The sequence below is a fragment of the Bacillus sp. EA-CB0995 genome, from assembly GCF_055814245.1.
In genome coordinates, this window is the sequence record NZ_CP169269.1 from 2,086,951 (window position 1) to 2,105,494 (window position 18,544).

Consider the following 18,544-nt stretch of genomic DNA (forward strand, 5'->3'; position numbering starts at 1 on the left):
GAGATCCTTACTCGATCTCTTTTTTTATACTTCTATTCACTTTGACTTAATTGATATACATATTTGAAGGAGTTTTCAAAGTTGAACTCTTTTACTTGGGTTATTTTGTTTGTTTTTGGATTGTATGTAAAAATTTTAACCGTATTGTAACCGCCGCTTTTAGGATCGGTGTTTCTAACAGCGAATGTATTCTCTCCAATTTGGATCATATTGTTTCTGTCATATACTTCATTATTTGTAGGTGGAACGTCTTGATGGTTTGAAGAAGTCTTAATCACTTTGACTCCACCCGAAAATAATGTAACGATGATGAGTATAACGAGACATACCCTTATTATTCGTAATTCTTTAGTAATTGGATGCTCTTCCATATGGTTCACTCCTCATACTTTCTAGATTTATTAATATGTATGACATTGTTTTAGAAATAAGTATTCGTATGTAATGAAGTGCGGTATTTGATTGAGTAGAACTAGAAAACATCTGCTTTTTCTTATTGTGAGGATTGTAATCTTAATTTTTTTGTATAATATACTTTCTTTTCCATAGAGAATATTTCCATCTTTGTCCGTATAAGCTAAAATAAAGTAAAACTTTCATCAGTGAGAACCATGGAGACAAAGATAAAATATAAGGAATGGTGCATATGTGGCGAAAAATATCGATTGTTGTTGTGTTATTATGTTTAGCTGGTTATGCAATTTATGAGCAGTTTGGAAAAGAGAAAGTACAAGTAACAGATAATCAAAAGCAAAGTACAGAGGATGTAAAAGAAGCAATTGCACAAAATGGTATTGAAATTGGAAAAATAGCGCCTGATTTTGAATTGTCCAAGCTTGATGGTACAAAGGTGAAACTTTCTGATTTAAAAGGTAAGAAGGTTATTTTGAATTTTTGGGCAACGTGGTGTGGCCCATGTCAGCAAGAAATGCCAGATATACAAGCATTTTATAATAAGTATCAGAAAGATGTAGAAGTATTAGCTGTGAATTATACAGTGTCAGAAGGGGCTGAAGGAAAAGAGAAGGTCCGGAAATTTGCCGAAGAGAAAGGGCTTACTTTTCCAATTCTTCTTGATACAGATATAAAAGTAACGACTACTTATAAAGTCATTACAATTCCAACATCATATTTTATTGATACAAAAGGAGTTATCCAGGATAAATTTATCGGACCGATGACAGTGAAGGAAATGGAGAAAAGAGTCGCGAAACTAAAATGAAGGGCTGGATAGGAATGGAGTACACTCTATTCCTATTTTCTTTTGATAGGGAAAAATTTTTTTATAATTATGTTGAGTTATAATGAAGTATAGGTATAGATTCTTTTGATATAAATAAAAAGTTGAGGAGAAAGTTATGAGAAATTTCACAGGAGATTATGTTGTAATCGATTTTGAAACAACAGGATTTAATCCTTATCAAGATAATATTATTCAAATGGCTGCGATTCGGTATCGAAATCATATATGTACCGATCAATTTGTTTCGTATGTGAATCCAGAAAAGATGATTCCGAGCCGCATTACAATGTTGACAGGTATTCAGAATTTTGATGTTGCAAGTGCTCCGACAATTGATATAGTATTACCGGAATTTATTGCATTTATTGGAGAAGATACGATCATTGCTCATAATGCTTCTTTTGATATGAGGTTTTTAAAGAGTAATATGGAACGATTAGGACTCGGTACACCAAAAAATATAGTGCTGGATACACTTAGTTTAGCAAAACGATATATAAAACATGTACCAAACCATAAATTAGAAACACTGAAACGATTTTTACATATTCAAGTACGCTCTCACAATGCATTAGATGATTGTTTCACTTGTGCAGCCGTATATCAAAAATGTGTAGAAGAGAAGAACGGAAAAGGGAAGAAGGTGACTTCTCAAAGTCTAACAAAGGAAGAAGAAAGAGCCTATGAGATCGTAAAAGAAATATTGGAAAAGCATAACAAAGATACAACAGTTATTCGTCATGTTTGTGTCGGCAATTATCTGGATATCAAAGCACTTTATTCATTTGTAAGAATTAAGCTAAAGGGAAGAAAAAATACGTATTAACGAATAAAGGACAAGAGGAGATAGTAGCTGTGTATCCGACTGTTACATGTGAAACTGCTACGAAAAGTGAATGGGGTGTTACAAGAATCATGATTGATCAGCCTGAGGATTTGATTGCTTTTGAAGTCCTCATTCTTGCCGCGTATGAGGAGGGAGTGCAAACTATGCAGTACTCATAAAGTGAAACTTCCACACTTGCGGAAGTTTGTATTGTAGTTAAATGGATTAACTATGCTAAAAAATAAAATTTTCTCATAAATCTGATTAGGGAGTTTTTTAACTGTTCATACTAGTAATACGAAAGAGAAAGGGTGAACAGTATGAGAAGAAATCGACGGAGAACGTTTGAAGAACTTGTGATGGAAAATAAGCGGCAGCTACTTAATGATCGTGATGCAATTGAACGGATTGAAGAAAAATTAGAGAAGCGATTTGAAACGCGTATTTTCAAGCAGGCTGAATAATTCTTACAGCTAGTATGATACTAGTTGTAAGGAGGCGATATTATGGGTAATCCAAAGAAACATCCACAAGATTTTGCTCCAAACCAGCTTGGAACACAATCGAGAGCAGCTGGCAGTAATAAAGGAAAACAAATGCAAGACAAATCAGGGAAACAACCGATTGTTGATAACGGTTAAAGAGAGGGAGAATGGAAGCATTCTCCTTCTTTTTTGTATACATAATTAAAGACATTTTTTACAAACTAATGTTGTATGTATTTTCAATAAAGGAGGAAGACAGCATGCCAGAACAAAACAAAGCAAATCCAGATGATCGTAGTGATAACGTTGAGAAATTACAAGAGGCGGTATATAACACAATTGAAAATATGAACGAAGCAAGGGAAGCTGCAGAGTTTTCTAATGAGAAAGACCGCGCAGCAATCGAAGCGAAAAATGAGCGCCGCATGGAAAGTATTGAAGGAATGCGAAAAGAAATTAAAGAGGAAGCTGCATATCGTAATAAGTAAGAAAAGGCTGACAATTGTCAGCCTTTTTTTGTAATGGAAAAGTTTTCTGAAAGGAGTCGCCAATTTTGCGGGAAAGGTAAGCCGATTTTCCAATAACTGATACCGCGAATTCCTTGTTCTTTTATTAAATTAAACTTACTTTGAACAGACCTAGCATCTTCAAACCATACTTCATGCTTCACTCCGTTTTCATCGTAATAATTGAAATGCGGAGCTTGGGAAGTGAAATCGTATTGAATTGGGACATTATATTTCCGGGCAAGCGCAACAGCAGCAACAGAGCTAACTGCTTTTGCAGGAGGATTTCCTTCTTTGAATGGAAGAATCCAATCAAATCCGTATAAGTTTTGTCCCATCATAATTTTACGTGGTGGCATTTGCGATTTTGCGTATTGAATGACTTGTTTTACAGGACCAATTGGAGAAACTGCGAGGGGTGGTCCACCTTGCCATCCCCAGTCGTATGTCATAATGATAACGAAATCAACAATTTCACCTTGTGCCTTATAGTCCTGAGCTGCAGCTGCACCTTTTTGAGTTGAACTTGTTTTTGGGGGAGAGTTGTACTGAGCGTATATCCTTTTGGTAGACGTGTTTTTACTTTGCGTAAAAATTGATTATATACTTCGCGGTCTCCTGGTGCAAGGTTCTCAAAATCAAAATGAATGTCACGCATTCCATATTTTTGTGCTGTTTGTAAAATATTTGTAATGAGCGTATTTTGAATTGTCTCATTGCGTAAAAAAATGCTTGCTAATTCAGAGCTGAAACTTCCATTTTCAAGATTTGTAATAACGAGCATCGGAATCGTTTGCCCTTGTTTTGCAATTGTGACGATTTCAGATACTTGTGTAGGTTCTTTCAGTGTTCCGTCACGCTTTGCCTCAAAGCTAAAGTAGGCCAAGTAGGTTAAATATGGATTGATAGCTTTGGTGGAAGTAACTAAGCTTTCTTTAATCGGAATTGTAGATGGCTGTAAGTAGGCAATAGATTCAATAATTTTTTTGTCCCTTTTGGTACATATAGCTGCTGTCCGACTTGGAGTGCGGATTTTAATGATAAATGATTCACTTTTGCTAAGCTGGCGAGAGGTACATTGTAAGTTAAGGCAATTTTATATAAGCTATCGCCAGGCTGTACATAATAAGTATTTCCTTCCGTATTCACGATCAATGCTTGCCCGATGACGAGTGTTTGAGCTGGATTTAATCCATTATCTTTTACAATTGTTTCTGGTGTGGTTCCGTACTTCTGTGCTAATTTATATACATTATCACCGCTTTGTACAGTTATAATTTGTAGCATATGCTCACTCCTTTAAGGAAAAAGATCCGCCGCTTCTATTTTATTTTCAGTTTCTCTGTATTATGATTAAAGGTGTAGAAAGAAATGCAAGCGAGAAGGAGACAAAACTATGTTTGTAGCAGAACACGAAATTGACATCCGTTATGCAGAGACAGATCAAATGGGTGTCGTGTACCATGCAAATTATTTAGTATGGCTAGAACTTGGACGTACGAAATTAATTCAAGATTTAGGGTTTTCATATGTTGAAATGGAGAATGATGGGATTGTATCTCCTGTGCTTGATTTGCAAATTACATATCGAAAAGCAATGCGCTATGGAGAAAAAGCAATTGTGAAAACGTGGGTGGAGTCTGTGAGTCCACTACGCGTTGTGTACGGCTATGAAATTTATAATGGAAACGGCGAACGTTGTATTACAGCATCTACAACGAATATTTGTGCAAAAAAAGAAGGCTTTCGTCCGGTATCGTTTAAAAAATTGTACCCAGAGTGGTATGAGACATACGAGAAGATTAAAAAACAATGAAAAAACGTGGCTTAGGCCACGTTTTTTTATTTTTCGTAATTAAATTGCGGGAAATCATCATCATTACTGAATGTAACAGATAAATCATGTCCGTCAAAGAACCATTCATCATCGCCTTCAATAAAGAAAGTAATACCATCTTCTTGAATTTGTACAGCAGGAGTAGCTGGCTCATCTTTACGAATTCCTAATGAAAGACCTTTTTGAACAGTGCTACATCCACCATATTGTACGAAAAAGCGAAGGGCATCGCCTGTTTGTAAACCAAGTTCGTTTTTGTACCAGCTTACTGCTTCTTTTGATACTGAAATGTTCATCTAGTGTTCCTCCAACATAATTACTTTTTCTTTTAGTATAAAAAATAACGCAAAAAGACGCCATTTATATGCTTTGCGTTTTCTTTTTGCGTTATGTGGGTTACAATCTTACTTTTGTTTTTGTTGTTTCTTTGTTAAATTTGCTTTTGGTTCTGTTTTATTTATAATTCGTCCAATATTTGCACGATGTCGATAAATAACCATACCAGCTAATAAACACATCGCAACAATGAAGATTTTATTCCCGTTTATAATTGCTGCAATAACAGCGACGACAGCTGTTAACATAGAAGAAAGTGAAACGTATCTCGTCGTAAATAGTAGGGTGAAAAAGATAACAGCTAGTACCACAAAGGTAATTGGCGCGTAGCATAATAGTACGCCAGCAGAAGTAGCAACTGCTTTTCCACCGCGGAACTTTGCGAAGATTGGGTATACATGACCAAGTACTGCAGCTAATCCGAACCATAGAGGATGGATATGTAAACCGAAAATTATCGGTAGAGCTGTAGCTAATGTTCCTTTTAGAATATCAGCAATTGTAACAATGAAACCCGCTTTTTTCCCTAACGTACGAAATGTATTCGTTCCTCCTAAATTTCCGCTGCCATGCTCGCGAATATCGATTCCATAACCAATCTTTCCAACGACAAGTCCAGATGGAATCGAGCCAAGTAAATAGGCAACGATCAATAAAAGATATGTAAGCATAAGTTCAGTCTCCTTTATTCAAATGTGTTGATAAAGGGTAAAAAGAGTTTTCCCGTATATTGTACCATACATTTGTAAAGAGCACATTTCTTTTTTATAAAGTGAAACTTCCATCAGTGGGAGGGCTTCATCCCCACTGATGGAAAGCTCTCACCAATCGGGCTTTTATGGGCAGTTATCTCCCACCTATCTTCTTCGCTTCTCTCAATCTTGAGGTGGGGGTATTACTGCCCGTTAATGCGGGATAAAGTGAAATTTCTATTAATGGTGGGTTTCTCATTTCTCACTGATAGAAAACATTCACTAATGAAGCTCTTATTTATTCATAAGTTGAGGGATAAATAAAAGGTTCGATGAATGTTTAAAAAATTTTCACAGAATGTTACATTTTTCACATACCCGCCCTTACTATATGTAGTATCATTTTGATAGTGGATTAACAAGATGTTGTTGGGGGTTAAGAAATGAAGCAAGTAATGGAAAAGAACAATGAATATGAAGAGAATCTAAAGGACATTTTTACGAAAATCGTTTATGCAAATGAACAAGATTTAATGCAAGAAAATGCGAATGTTGACGGTCGGTCTCCGATGGGAGTGATGGGGAAATTTGCATCTGAGAGTGCAAAGTATTATGCGGTCGAACAATTACTTTCTGAAGAAGTGAAAAAAGCAATTAATCAAAATATTTTATATCCGCATGATTTAGATTTTTATGCAACAGGTACGACAACTTGTTCGCAAATCCCATTAGCTCAAATGCTTGAAAATGGGTTTCATACAGGACACGGATATATGCGACAGCCGCAAGATATTAAAAGTGCGTTGGCACTTTCTTCTATTATTTTTCAAGCGAATCAAAATATGCAGCATGGTGGTCAATCATTTGCGCTGTTTGATATAGATTTAGCACCGTATGTGAGAAGAACGTTTGAAAGAAATAAAAAACGTTTAGCTACATATCCATTAACAGTTAAGCAAGTAGAAGAGTTTGCGTGGAAAGAAACAGAAAATGATACGTATCAAGCATGTGAAGCATTTATTCATAATTCGAATAGCATGCATAGCAGGGGCGGTGGACAAGTTCCATTTATTTCAATTAATTACGGAACGGATACATCAAAAGAAGGAAGATTATTAATTAAGCAATTGTTACGAGCGACGCAAGCTGGATTAGGAAAAGGAGAAACACCCATTTTTCCTATCCAAATATTTAAATTAAAAAAAGGTGTGAATTTTGAAGAAAAAGATCCGAACTATGATTTATTTGAACTAGCATTAGAAACGACAGCAAAACGACTGTTTCCCAACTTTTCATTTTTAGATGCCCCATTTAATGCTATGCATTATGATGGTCGTCCCGAAAGTGAAGTGTGTTATATGGGATGCCGTACTCGTGTTATGTCCAATATTCATGGGGAAGAAACAGCGATTGGAAGAGGGAATTTATCGTTTACATCTATTAACTTAGTGAAATTAGCGTGTATGAGTGGATCAAAAGAAGCATTTTTTGAAGCTTTAAATTACTATGTTGACCTTGGCATTCGTCAATTATTGGAAAGATTCTCTTATCAATCGACGAAAAAGGCAAGAAATTTCCAATTCTTATATTCACAAGGAGTATGGCGTGGTGGTGAAAAACTTCAGCCTGAGGATTCTGTTGCTGAAATTTTAAAGCAAGGTACATTAAGTATTGGTTTTATTGGCCTTGCAGAATGTTTAGTTGCTTTAACGGGAAAACATCATGGGGAAGACGAAAAATCATGGAAGCTCGGATATGAAATTATTGAATGTATGAGAAAGAAGATGGATCAAGCAACGGAAGAACATCAGTTGAATTTTTCATTAATTGCAACTCCTGCAGAAGGATTATCAGGGAAATTTATTAAGAAAGATCGAGCTGAATTTGGAACAATTACAGGTGTAACAGATCATAACTATTATACAAATTCATTTCATATTCCTGTTTATTATCCTATTCAAGCCATTGATAAAATTCGTTTAGAAGGACCGTTTCACGCGCTTTGTAATGGTGGTCATATTACGTATATTGAATTGGACGGAGCGGTTGTTCATAATCAAAAAGCATTACAGCAAATTGTGAAGGCGATGGCGCAGTATGGCGTAGGATATGGATCTATTAATCACCCAGTCGATCGCTGTAAATGTTGCGGTTATCACGGGATAATTGGGAATGAATGTCCAAGCTGTGGGAATGAAAATGAACGTGATTTGGAAAGGATTCGCCGTATTACAGGATACCTTGTAGGGGATATGTCAAAGTGGAACAGTGCGAAGCGTAGTGAAGAAGCGGATCGGGTGAAACATAAATGAGAGTAATGAATATCATTCATGATAGTGTTGTAGATGGGGAAGGATTGCGGACAGTCGTATTTTTTGCGGGCTGTCCGCATCGTTGTTTTGGCTGCCATAATCCACAGTCTTGGAATATTAATAATGGAACTGAGGTTACAAAAGAGGAAATAATAAAAGAGATTGAAAAAAATCCTCTTACGGATGTAACATTTTCAGGTGGAGATCCATTTTTTCAAGCTGCTGAAGTAAAAGTAATAGCAAAAGCGGTGAAAAAAATGAAAAAAAATTTATGGATTTATACAGGTTATACATTAGAGGAGATACAAAATTCACGAAATAATGATATGATAGAATTGCTGCAGTATGCAGATGTATTAGTAGATGGAAGGTTTGAGCTAGAGAAACGAGATCTTACACTACCGTTTCGCGGAAGTTCAAATCAACGTATTATTCGATTGAAGGAGTAAAAGGACGGGATAGAATTGAATAAAACAGTTTTACTTGTTGAAGATGAAAGAAGATTGCGAGAAATTGTTAGTGATTATTTTCGTAATGAGGGCTTTGAAGTGATTGAAGCTGAAGATGGAAAGCAAGCATTAGAACGTTTTGCTGAGCATACAGTGGATTTAATTATATTAGATATTATGCTACCAGAAATTGACGGCTGGTCTGTATGTAGACGTGTAAGAAAAGAATCAGCAGTACCGATCATTATGTTAACAGCTCGTTCTGATGAGGATGATACTTTACTTGGATTTGAATTAGGAGCAGACGAATATGTAACAAAACCGTTTAGTCCAAAAATTTTAGTTGCACGTGCCAAAACATTATTAAAACGTGCGGACGGTGCGTTAGGTCAAGCTGAAGAGAATATACTTTCCCTTGCTGGTATCGATGTGAATCGTTTGTCGCGTACTGTAATGGTAGACGATGAAGAGATTACGTTAACGCATAAAGAATTTGAGCTGCTTGTTTATTTAATGGAGAATAAAGGGATTGTATTATCTCGTCAACATTTATTAGATCAACTTTGGGGATATGATTACTTCGGAGATGATCGTACAGTAGACACTCATATTAAAAAACTTCGTAATAAATTAGGGGATAAAGCAACACATATTGGTACAGTTATTCGTGTAGGATACAAGTTTGAAGAGTAAATGTTTGTGCCTATTTATACATCTTTATAATTATATGTACAATTTTTCTGTACTTGACAATTATGAAATAAAATAGTATTTTTTTGTTTGGATTTCACGATAAGTTCACAGAAAGAACACAAACCGTGATTATACTAAAAATACGATTTAAGCAGAGAGGGGATAAGTAAATATGGGATACTATGATCAAAAAGAGATGAATGAAGCCTATACAGAAACAGTAAAATCACGCAGCAAAAAAGGATACTTTTTTACAGGAGTTGTCGGTGCTGTTATTGGTGCAGTTACGATTAGTTTTGCAGTACCGTATATGCCTTGGATAAATAACAGCGTGGTTTCACAATCAAAAGTAGAGGGAACAGCAGTTCCTGTTTCTAATAAAGCAAAGGGTGAAACAGACCTTGCAGGTATGGTTGAAGGAGCAAAAGATGTAGTTGTAGGTGTAATTAATTTCCAAAAAAATGTAGATCCATTTTCGCCTCAAGCAGGCGGACAAGAAGCTGAAGCAGGTTCAGGATCAGGTGTTATTTATAAAAAAGTTGGAGATAAAGCACTTATTGTAACGAATAACCACGTTGTAGAGGGTGCAAATAAATTAGAAGTGAAGTTAAGTGATGGAACGAAGGTTGACGCAAGGCTAGTAGGAAAAGATCCATGGTTAGATTTAGCTGTCGTTGAGATTGATGGAAAGAATATTAATAAAGTTGCAACTCTTGGAGATTCAGATAAACTTCGTGCGGGAGAACCTGCGATTGCAATTGGTAATCCGCTTGGCTTCGATGGAAGTGTAACAGAAGGTATTATCAGTAGCAAAAATCGTGAAATCCCAGTTGATATTAACGGGGACAACCGTGCTGATTGGCAAGCACAAGTTATTCAAACGGATGCTGCGATTAACCCAGGGAATAGCGGTGGTGCCCTATTCAATCAAAACGGTGAAGTAATCGGTATTAACTCTAGTAAAATTGCACAGCAAGAAGTAGAAGGAATTGGCTTTGCGATTCCAATTAATGTAGCAAAACCAGTACTTGACTCTCTTGAAAAATATGGTGAGGTAAAACGACCTGTTATGGGTGTTCAAGTAATGAGTCTTGATGAAATCCCAAGTTATGCATTATTACAATTTAAATTACCAAAAGATGTAACAAATGGAGTTCTGTTAAGACAAGTTGATCCAGCATCACCGGCAGAAAAAGCAGGATTGCAGCAATATGATGTTGTTGTTGGCTTGGATGACCAAAAAATAGATAATGCAGTTGAATTCCGTAAATATTTATACGAGAAGAAAAAGTTGGCGATAAAATAGAAGTGACAGCATATCGAAATGGTGAGAAAATCAAGAAAACAGTAACATTAGCTGATAAAAGTGGAACGAATTAATAAAGAAAGTCTCTTTCATGTTGAAAGAGACTTTCTTTATCGGCTATACTAAATTAACAGGAGGGATTACATATGACAATTGAAAATCCAACTCGTGCGGAAATTGGAGAGATTTTAAAGAATAGTAAGACTATTGCAGTTGTCGGATTATCTGATAATCCAGATCGTACTTCTTACATGGTGTCAAAAGCGATGCAAGATGCAGGGTACCGTATTATTCCTGTTAATCCAAAGGTTAGTGAAGTATTAGGAGAAAAAGCGGTAAAATCATTGGCTGAAATAAAAGAGCATGTTGATATCGTCAATGTATTCCGTCGTTCTGAGTTTTTAATGGATGTTGCCAAAGAGTTTGCTGAGATTGAAGCGGATATATTTTGGGCACAATTAGGTATACAAGACGAAGAAACGTATCATTTTTTGAAAGAAAAAGGCTATACTGTCATTATGGATCGTTGCATTAAAGTTGAACATGCAATGACAAGGTAAAGTGAAACTTCCATCATTGGGGGCGGTTCGCTTCCCAATGATGGAAAGCTCTCACCAATCGGGCTTTTACGGGGAGTTATTCCCCGCCTATCTTCCTCGCTTCGGGGGATACTGCTCAAGAATAGCGGGATAGATCGTATTTGTGAAGTTTATTGGGCTCCTATTCATTAGGGAGGAGCAGATGGACGAGGTGTTCATCGTGAAGTTTTTTAAAGGTTGTTTTTGGGGATTGTTGCTTGTCACTCCATTTTGGATTATTATCATTTTGTTGATTATAAAATGGTGGAGTATGTAGTTGTTTTTGGAATACATATCCATGTTTCGTTGACAAACGATTACTTTTCTGAAATAGTAGCGTAGAGGAATCCTTGTGACAAGCAAGGATTTTTCTTATGAAAATAGTATATAAAAGAAATAACGTAACTTGCCAAAAGTGAGTAAAAGGCGTTATTCTATAATAGAAAACATATGTTCTGATTTTTTGGTAGGAAAGGGGCAAGGAGTTTGGCTAAGCGTCAGTTTCAATATGATGAAAATGCAATTCAAGTGCTAGAGGGTCTTGAAGCCGTTCGGAAACGCCCGGGTATGTATATCGGGAGTACGGATAGCCGCGGATTGCATCATTTAGTATATGAGATCGTAGATAACTCCGTTGATGAAGCGTTAGCGGGATTTGGCGATGAAATTAAAGTCGTAATACATAAAGATAACAGTATAAGTGTAGTAGATAAAGGGCGCGGTATGCCGACAGGAATGCATAAGCTTGGAAAACCGACACCAGAAGTCATTTTAACTGTACTTCATGCTGGCGGTAAATTTGGACAAGGCGGTTATAAAACGAGCGGTGGTTTGCACGGTGTTGGTGCCTCAGTTGTAAACGCACTGTCTGAATGGCTTATTGTTACAATTAAACGAGATGGTTACGTATATGAACAACGCTTTGAAAATGGCGGTGTTCCAGTTACAACGCTTGAGAAAATTGGAAAAGCGAAAGATACAGGGACAACAATTCATTTTAAACCAGATCGAACAATTTTTAGTACAACGAACTATAATTATGAAACGTTATGCGAGAGATTACGTGAATCAGCATTTTTATTAAAAGGTATGAAAATTGTACTTCAGGATAAACGTAACGATTTGGAAGATGTTTTTCATTATGAAACGGGGATTGAAGCGTTTGTTTCATATTTAAATGAAGAGAAAGACTCTTTACACCCAGTTGTATATTTTACTGGAGAGCAAAACGGAATTGAAGCAGAATTAGCTTTTCAATTTAATGATGGGTATTCTGAGAACATTCTTTCCTTTGTGAATAATGTACGTACGAAAGATGGCGGTACGCACGAAGCTGGATTTAAAACAGCGATGACACGCGTATTTAACGAATATGCACGTAAAGTTTCTTTGTTAAAAGAGAAAGATAAAAATTTAGAAGGAACGGATATTCGTGAAGGATTAGCTGCAATTGTTTCCATTCGTGTTCCAGAAGAGTTGCTTCAATTTGAAGGGCAAACGAAAGGAAAGCTTGGAACAAGTGAAGGGCGTTCAGCTGTTGATGCTGTTGTGTCAGAGCATTTAGCGTATTTTTTAGAGGAAAATCCGGATGTGGCAACGCTTCTTGTGAAAAAAGCAATTAAAGCAGCGCAAGCTCGCGAGGCAGCGCGAAAGGCGCGTGAAGAAGCGCGCAGCGGCAAAAAGAAAAAACGTTCAGAAGGAACATTGAGCGGAAAGCTGACACCAGCACAATCACGTAATCCACAAAAGAACGAGCTATATTTAGTAGAGGGTGATTCTGCAGGCGGTTCTGCAAAGCAAGGCCGTGATCGTCGCTTCCAGGCTGTTCTTCCACTGCGTGGTAAAGTTATTAATACAGAAAAGGCAAAGCTTGCTGACATTTTTAAAAATGAAGAAATTAACACGATTATTTATGCGATTGGCGGCGGTGTTGGAGCGGAATTCTCGGTTGAAGATATCAATTATGACAAAATTGTTATTATGACGGATGCCGATACAGATGGTGCGCATATTCAAGTACTGCTATTGACATTCTTCTATCGTTATATGAAGCCGCTAATTGAGGCAGGTAAAGTATTTATTGCACTTCCTCCTTTATATAAAGTGAGTAAAGGAAAGGGGAAAAGTGAAGTCATTGAATACGCTTGGTCTGATGAAGAGCTTGATGGTGTCACGAAAAAGGTCGGAAAAGGTTATATTCTACAGCGTTATAAAGGTCTTGGTGAAATGAATGCGGATCAATTATGGGAAACAACGATGAATCCAGAGACGCGCACGTTAATTCGCGTTAAAATTGATGATGCTTCACGAGCAGATCGTCGGGTTGCTACATTGATGGGGGATAAAGTAGAACCGCGCCGTAAATGGATTGAGCGCAATGTTCAATTTGGTATGCAAGAAGAAGGAAATATTTTAGAAAATGAAATGATTATAGCAACGGAGGTGGAATAACATGCAAGCAGAGAAGTTTCATGACCTCCCGCTTGAAGATGTGCTTGGTGACCGCTTTGCACGTTATAGTAAATATATTATTCAAGACCGTGCGCTTCCAGATGCACGCGACGGTTTAAAACCAGTACAACGTCGTATTTTATATTCTATGTATGTAGAAGGAAATATAAATGATAAGCCGTTTCGTAAGTCTGCCAAAACAGTTGGTAACGTAATTGGTAACTATCATCCGCATGGTGATTCGTCCGTGTATGAAGCGATGGTACGTTTAAGTCAAGATTGGAAAGTACGAAATGTATTAGTTGAAATGCATGGGAATAATGGTAGTGTCGATGGTGATCCGGCAGCGGCGATGCGTTATACAGAGGCTCGTTTATCACCAATTGCTTCTGAGTTATTACGTGATATTGATAAAGAAACAGTGGAATTTGTTTCAAACTTTGATGATACAAGTGAAGAGCCAGTTGTATTACCAGCTATGTTTCCAAATCTTTTAGTGAACGGATCTACGGGAATTTCAGCTGGTTATGCAACAGAAATTCCACCACATCATCTTGGAGAAGTTATCGATGCAACAATGCTGCGAATTGATAAACCAAACAGTACTGTAGACGATTTATTAACGCTGATTAAAGGGCCAGACTTCCCGACAGGGGGATTATCCAAGGGCTTGATGGGATTAAGAAGGCGTATGAAACAGGAAAAGGAAAAATTATCATCCGCGGAAAAGCGGAAGTTGAGACGATTCGTGGTGGGAAGCAGCAAATCGTAATTACAGAAATTCCTTACGAAGTAAACAAAGCAAATCTTGTAAAGAAAATGGATGAGCTACGTTTAGATAAGAAGCTAGATGGAATTGCTGAAGTTCGTGATGAAACGGATCGTACAGGTCTTCGTATTGTTGTCGAATTGAAAAAAGATGCAAATGGAGAAGGTATTTTAAATTATTTATATAAAAATACAGATTTGCAAATACCATATAACTTCAATATGGTAGCAATTCATAATCGCCGCCCTACATTAATGACATTACCAAAGATTTTAGATGCATATATTGGGCATCAAAAAGAAGTTGTAACACGTCGTTCGCAATATGAATTACGAAAAGCGGAAAATCGTCAGCATATCGTGGAAGGTTTGATGAAAGCTTTATCAATCTTAGATAAAGTCATTGAAACAATTCGTGCTTCTAAAGATAAACGTGATGCGAAAAATAATTTAAGTGCAAGATTCTCTTTTACAGAAGCACAATCAGAAGCAATTGTATCACTGCAATTGTACCGTTTAACAAATACAGATATTACAGCATTAGAAAAAGAGGCCGAAGAGCTACAAACGAAAATTACAGAATTACAAGCGATTTTACAAAGTGAAAAAAGACTTCTTCAAGTGATTAAATCGGACTTAAAGAGAGTAAAGAAAACGTATAGTGATAATCGTCGTGCTGTAATTGAAGAAGAGATTGAAGAAATTAAAATTGATGTGGAAGTGATGATTCCACATGAAGATGTCATCGTTACTGTAACGAAAGAAGGATATGTAAAGCGAACTGGTTGGCGCTCGCATAATGCATCGAACGGAAAAGACTTCGGTATGAAAGAGGGCGACATCTTACTCGAACGCTTCGATACAAATACAACCGCGACAATTCTTTTATTTACAAGTAAAGGAAACTATATTTATCTTCCGGTATACGAAATGCCAGATATTCGTTGGAAAGATCTAGGTCAGCACGTTGCAAATATTGTTTCGCTTGACCGAGATGAAACGCTCGTCTTTGCAACTGTTGTTCCGAATTTTGACGAAGAGAAGCGATTTATTACGTTTATTACGAAAAATGGAATGATTAAGAAGACAGAACTGAATCAATATAAGGTGCAACGCTATTCACGTGCATTTGTCGCGGTTAATTTAAAGAAAGATGATGAAGTCGTTGATATTTTTGTTACAGATGGAACGCAAGATATTCTTCTTGCAACACACGGTGCATATGCACTTGTTTTCAATGAAGAAGAAGTGAGTCCAGTCGGCGTGCGGGCAGCTGGTGTAAAAGGAATGAATGTGAAGGAAGATGACTATGTTGTATGCGGTCTTCCTATAAACTCTGAGAAAGATCAGCTTGTTCTCATTACGCAACGAGGCGCAGTAAAACGATTAAAAGCAACAGAAATTGAAAAATCGACGAGAGCAAAACGAGGACTCGTTATCTTTAAAGAATTGAAAAAGAATCCATACCGTATCGTCGGTGTAGAAGTTGTTCGAGCAGATGAAGTTGTTTGTATGCGAACAGAAAAGCAGATAATAGAAGAAATTGATCCGAATACACTTCGTAATAAGGATCGTTACAGTAACGGAAGTTTATTAATAGACGTAAGTGATGTCGGTCTTGTTGTAGAAACGTGGCCGCAGAAAAAAGAAAAGTAAGAAAACGCCCGACTCATTATATGAGTCGGGCGTTTTTGTCTAAATTTGTCTGAAGAATAGTAGTTGTACAAATAAAACACTTCCATTATTATTTAACTAAATATTTAAAATATTTAGAAAAAATCAGAATGGGGGTACATGGGTGATAAAAAAGAAAAATTTTGCTTTTGTTCTTTCTGCAGTGTGTGTGTTTGGCTTATTAGCAGGATGCAGTGATAAAACAAATGGTAATGCTGATACAGCAAGTACGGGAGGTGGAGGTGGAAAGGTCATAAAAATTGCGACTCAATCACCGCTCTCTGGTGGTTCTGCAACGCAAGGGAAGCAATTAAACTTGGTGCACAACTGAAAATAGAAGAACAAAAAGAAGAGTTTAAAAAATTAGGATATGAACTAAAATTTGTGCCATATGATGATCAAGCTGATCCGAAAAAGGTGTTGCGAACGCACAGATTATTGGTGCGGATAAAGAAATACTTGGTGTCGTTGGACATATGAATTCAGGAGTTGCAATTCCATCTTCTGAAGTGTATGAGAAAAACAATGTTGTTATGGTATCACCTACAAATACTGCTATTGAAGTAACGGATCGTAATTTGAAAGTAGTAAATCGTATATGTACAAGAGATGATTTTCAAGGCCCTGCCGGGGCAGAGTTTGCGTTGAAAACACTGAAGGCAAAAAACGTTTTTATTATTGATGATAAAACAGCTTATGGAACAGGTTTAGCTAAAGCATTTAAAACAGAAGTTGAAAAATTAGGTGGAACAATTGCAGGTTATGAATCTATTACGGTCGGAGAAAAAGATTTTAACGGTGTGTTAAATAAAGTACTCGCGAAAAAACCTGATTTAATTTACTTTGGTGGTCTATATGCAGAAGGTGGACTGTTAGTGAAGCAAGCACGTGAAAAAGGCCTTACAATCCCGTTTATGGGCGGTGATGGTATGGATTCAGCAACGATGGTAGAAATTGCAGGTAACTCTATTGAGAACACGTATTACACTTCTATCGCTGCTGACCCGAAAACAACGGAAAAAGGAAAGAAATTTGCGGATGATTATAAGAGCAAATTTAATAAAGAGGTAGAAGGATATTCGGCTTATGGGTATGATGTTGCGGGTGTACTCCTGCAAGGAGTGAAAGATGCGATTAAAGCAAATAACAACAAAATGCCAACTCGAGAACAAGTACGCGATACTGTTCGGAAAACAAATAATTTTGAAGGAGCGGTAACAAACATAGGGTTTGATAGCAAGGGTGATAATAAATTTGCAAAAGTATATATTTACAAATTTGCAGAGCAAAAATATCCAGGAAGACAAGAAGGAGAAGTAGAGAAAAAGTAAGGTGATATGGGTACGGGTGCTTATGTTCCGTACCTTTTTTAGAGAAAAATAAAAGGGGAGGAATTTCTATGTTTGGAGAAATAATGCATACACTTCCTCAAGTGCTAATTGACGGATTAACACTTGGTGCAGTGTACGCAGTTATTGCGTTAGGATATACGATGGTATATGGGATATTAGAACTTATCAATTTTGCTCATGGAGAAATTTTTATGACAGGTGCTTTTATTGGCACAACAATTTTTCTTGTTTTTATGGGATTTGGTTGGATGACGGTTATGCCAGCTCTGCTAGCATTGTTACTTGTTTTAGTTGCAACATCTCTTATAACAGGTTTTCTTGGGATGGGGATTGAGAGGGTTGCGTATCGACCACTTCGAAAAGCACCGAAACTTATTACGTTAATCACAGCAATTGGTGTTTCTTTTCTGCTGCAAGATATCGTTCGTTTTATTGCTGAATTAAAAAAGGAAATTACATCATAACAGGTCCTACCTTATTCAATGATCAAATTACAGTACAGACTTCGGCAATTATGTCTTCTTTTAATAACGCTCAACTTAAAACATCTTCACTTATTTTACTCGTTCTTGCGGTTATTATGATGCTCTCTTTAGACTTTTTCGTCAATAAAACAAAGTGGGGAATGGCGATGCGTGCTGTTGCGCAAGATCGTGATACTGCTTCATTAATGTCAGTAAATGTGAATAAAGTGATTTCCTTACGTTTTTTATTGGTTCCGCACTTGGCGGAGCAACAGGTGTACTGTTTGCTGTGCAATATGGAACAATAGATCCGTACATTGGCTTTATTTTAGGGTTAAAAGCTTTTACAGCAGCTGTTTTAGGTGGAATTGGTAATATTCGAGGTGCAATGGTTGGCGGTATATTGCTTGGACTTCTAGAAATGTTCGCGGCTACAAATTTATCCATTTTATCTTCTGGAATATTGGGAGCTGAATATAAGGATGTATTTGCCTTTGGAATTTTAATTCTCGTTTTAATTTTTAAACCAGAAGGCATTTTCGGCAAAGCAGTTGCCGAGAAAGTGTAGGTGA

13 protein-coding genes and 6 pseudogenes are annotated in these 18,544 nt (G+C 36.8%); 15 read left to right on the top strand and 4 right to left on the bottom strand.

The genetic code is table 11. The features are described 5' to 3' along the window. Window positions 1-32: 32 nt before the first annotated feature. Complete coding sequence (locus ACEWFJ_RS10885) at window positions 33-371, bottom strand: hypothetical protein (RefSeq protein WP_098309923.1); 339 nt, start codon at window positions 369-371, stop codon at window positions 33-35. Window positions 372-646: 275 nt separating this feature from the next. Here ACEWFJ_RS10885 and ACEWFJ_RS10890 point away from each other — a divergent pair, with 275 nt between their 5' ends. The 5 genes and pseudogenes from ACEWFJ_RS10890 to tlp all read left to right on the top strand — a co-directional run bounded on the left by ACEWFJ_RS10890 (window position 647) and on the right by tlp (window position 3,042). Then, window positions 647-1,222 (top strand): redoxin domain-containing protein, encoded by a 576-nt coding sequence (locus tag ACEWFJ_RS10890; protein WP_473692128.1) that lies wholly within the window; start codon window positions 647-649, stop codon window positions 1,220-1,222. 136 nt (window positions 1,223-1,358) lie between these two features. Continuing rightward, window positions 1,359-2,248, top strand: a pseudogene (locus ACEWFJ_RS10895) (3'-5' exonuclease). 141 nt (window positions 2,249-2,389) lie between these two features. Next, window positions 2,390-2,533 carry an FbpB family small basic protein gene (locus tag ACEWFJ_RS10900; RefSeq protein WP_098309921.1) on the top strand — a complete coding sequence of 48 codons (144 nt, stop codon included), beginning with the start codon at window positions 2,390-2,392 and terminating at the stop codon, window positions 2,531-2,533. Between the two features lie 42 nt (window positions 2,534-2,575). Further along, window positions 2,576-2,710 (top strand): acid-soluble spore protein N, encoded by a 135-nt coding sequence (locus ACEWFJ_RS10905; RefSeq protein ID WP_473692130.1) that lies wholly within the window; start codon window positions 2,576-2,578, stop codon window positions 2,708-2,710. Window positions 2,711-2,814: 104 nt separating this feature from the next. Next, the gene (tlp, locus tag ACEWFJ_RS10910) at window positions 2,815-3,042 is read left to right on the top strand and encodes a small acid-soluble spore protein Tlp (protein WP_473692132.1); all 228 of its coding nucleotides are present in this window, start codon (window positions 2,815-2,817) and stop codon (window positions 3,040-3,042) included. 17 nt (window positions 3,043-3,059) lie between these two features. Here tlp and ACEWFJ_RS10915 read toward each other — a convergent pair. After that, a pseudogene (locus tag ACEWFJ_RS10915) lies at window positions 3,060-4,347 on the bottom strand (glycoside hydrolase family 18 protein). Between the two features lie 109 nt (window positions 4,348-4,456). On the opposite strand from ACEWFJ_RS10915, the gene ACEWFJ_RS10920 reads away from it, so the two are divergent. Next, window positions 4,457-4,876: an acyl-CoA thioesterase gene (locus ACEWFJ_RS10920; protein WP_377883241.1), complete on the top strand. Its 420-nt coding sequence runs from the start codon at window positions 4,457-4,459 to the stop codon at window positions 4,874-4,876. A gap of 26 nt (window positions 4,877-4,902) precedes the next feature. On the opposite strand, the gene ACEWFJ_RS10925 is transcribed toward ACEWFJ_RS10920, so the two are convergent. Together ACEWFJ_RS10925 and plsY are read right to left on the bottom strand one after the other, a co-directional pair. Further along, window positions 4,903-5,193, bottom strand: a complete 291-nt coding sequence (locus ACEWFJ_RS10925; RefSeq protein ID WP_473692134.1) for a HesB/YadR/YfhF family protein — start codon at window positions 5,191-5,193, stop codon at window positions 4,903-4,905. 108 nt (window positions 5,194-5,301) lie between these two features. Further along, window positions 5,302-5,904: a glycerol-3-phosphate 1-O-acyltransferase PlsY gene (gene plsY, locus ACEWFJ_RS10930; protein WP_429710080.1), complete on the bottom strand. Its 603-nt coding sequence runs from the start codon at window positions 5,902-5,904 to the stop codon at window positions 5,302-5,304. A 476-nt stretch (window positions 5,905-6,380) separates the two neighbouring features. On the opposite strand from plsY, the gene ACEWFJ_RS10935 reads away from it, so the two are divergent. The 9 genes and pseudogenes from ACEWFJ_RS10935 to ACEWFJ_RS10975 all read left to right on the top strand — a co-directional run bounded on the left by ACEWFJ_RS10935 (window position 6,381) and on the right by ACEWFJ_RS10975 (window position 18,540). Next, window positions 6,381-8,237 carry an anaerobic ribonucleoside triphosphate reductase gene (locus ACEWFJ_RS10935; protein WP_473692444.1) on the top strand — a complete coding sequence of 619 codons (1,857 nt, stop codon included), beginning with the start codon at window positions 6,381-6,383 and terminating at the stop codon, window positions 8,235-8,237. Then, window positions 8,234-8,686, top strand: coding sequence for an anaerobic ribonucleoside-triphosphate reductase activating protein (nrdG, locus tag ACEWFJ_RS10940; RefSeq protein ID WP_473692136.1), 453 nt, complete (start codon window positions 8,234-8,236; stop codon window positions 8,684-8,686). The genes ACEWFJ_RS10935 and nrdG overlap by 4 nt, the downstream gene beginning before the upstream one ends. A gap of 15 nt (window positions 8,687-8,701) precedes the next feature. Next, the gene (locus ACEWFJ_RS10945; RefSeq protein WP_429710077.1) at window positions 8,702-9,379 is read left to right on the top strand and encodes a response regulator transcription factor; all 678 of its coding nucleotides are present in this window, start codon (window positions 8,702-8,704) and stop codon (window positions 9,377-9,379) included. A gap of 172 nt (window positions 9,380-9,551) precedes the next feature. Then, window positions 9,552-10,759: pseudogene (locus ACEWFJ_RS10950) on the top strand (S1C family serine protease). A 72-nt stretch (window positions 10,760-10,831) separates the two neighbouring features. Continuing rightward, window positions 10,832-11,245, top strand: coding sequence for a CoA-binding protein (locus tag ACEWFJ_RS10955; protein WP_154711121.1), 414 nt, complete (start codon window positions 10,832-10,834; stop codon window positions 11,243-11,245). Between the two features lie 504 nt (window positions 11,246-11,749). After that, window positions 11,750-13,714, top strand: coding sequence for a DNA topoisomerase IV subunit B (parE, locus tag ACEWFJ_RS10960; RefSeq protein ID WP_473692138.1), 1,965 nt, complete (start codon window positions 11,750-11,752; stop codon window positions 13,712-13,714). A gap of 1 nt (window position 13,715) precedes the next feature. Continuing rightward, window positions 13,716-16,138: pseudogene (gene parC / locus ACEWFJ_RS10965) on the top strand (DNA topoisomerase IV subunit A). A gap of 142 nt (window positions 16,139-16,280) precedes the next feature. Beyond that, window positions 16,281-17,487, top strand: a pseudogene (locus tag ACEWFJ_RS10970) (branched-chain amino acid ABC transporter substrate-binding protein). Window positions 17,488-17,555: 68 nt separating this feature from the next. Continuing rightward, window positions 17,556-18,540: pseudogene (locus ACEWFJ_RS10975) on the top strand (branched-chain amino acid ABC transporter permease). Window positions 18,541-18,544 lie beyond the last annotated feature (4 nt).

Coding starts and splice junctions, on each gene's coding strand:
- ACEWFJ_RS10885 (WP_098309923.1), bottom strand. CDS start 371: ATGGAAGAGCATCCAATTACTAAAGAATTACGAATAATAAGGGTATGT.
- ACEWFJ_RS10890 (WP_473692128.1), top strand. CDS start 647: ATGTGGCGAAAAATATCGATTGTTGTTGTGTTATTATGTTTAGCTGGT.
- ACEWFJ_RS10900 (WP_098309921.1), top strand. CDS start 2,390: ATGAGAAGAAATCGACGGAGAACGTTTGAAGAACTTGTGATGGAAAAT.
- ACEWFJ_RS10905 (WP_473692130.1), top strand. CDS start 2,576: ATGGGTAATCCAAAGAAACATCCACAAGATTTTGCTCCAAACCAGCTT.
- tlp (WP_473692132.1), top strand. CDS start 2,815: ATGCCAGAACAAAACAAAGCAAATCCAGATGATCGTAGTGATAACGTT.
- ACEWFJ_RS10920 (WP_377883241.1), top strand. CDS start 4,457: ATGTTTGTAGCAGAACACGAAATTGACATCCGTTATGCAGAGACAGAT.
- ACEWFJ_RS10925 (WP_473692134.1), bottom strand. CDS start 5,193: ATGAACATTTCAGTATCAAAAGAAGCAGTAAGCTGGTACAAAAACGAA.
- plsY (WP_429710080.1), bottom strand. CDS start 5,904: ATGCTTACATATCTTTTATTGATCGTTGCCTATTTACTTGGCTCGATT.
- ACEWFJ_RS10935 (WP_473692444.1), top strand. CDS start 6,381: ATGGAAAAGAACAATGAATATGAAGAGAATCTAAAGGACATTTTTACG.
- nrdG (WP_473692136.1), top strand. CDS start 8,234: ATGAGAGTAATGAATATCATTCATGATAGTGTTGTAGATGGGGAAGGA.
- ACEWFJ_RS10955 (WP_154711121.1), top strand. CDS start 10,832: ATGACAATTGAAAATCCAACTCGTGCGGAAATTGGAGAGATTTTAAAG.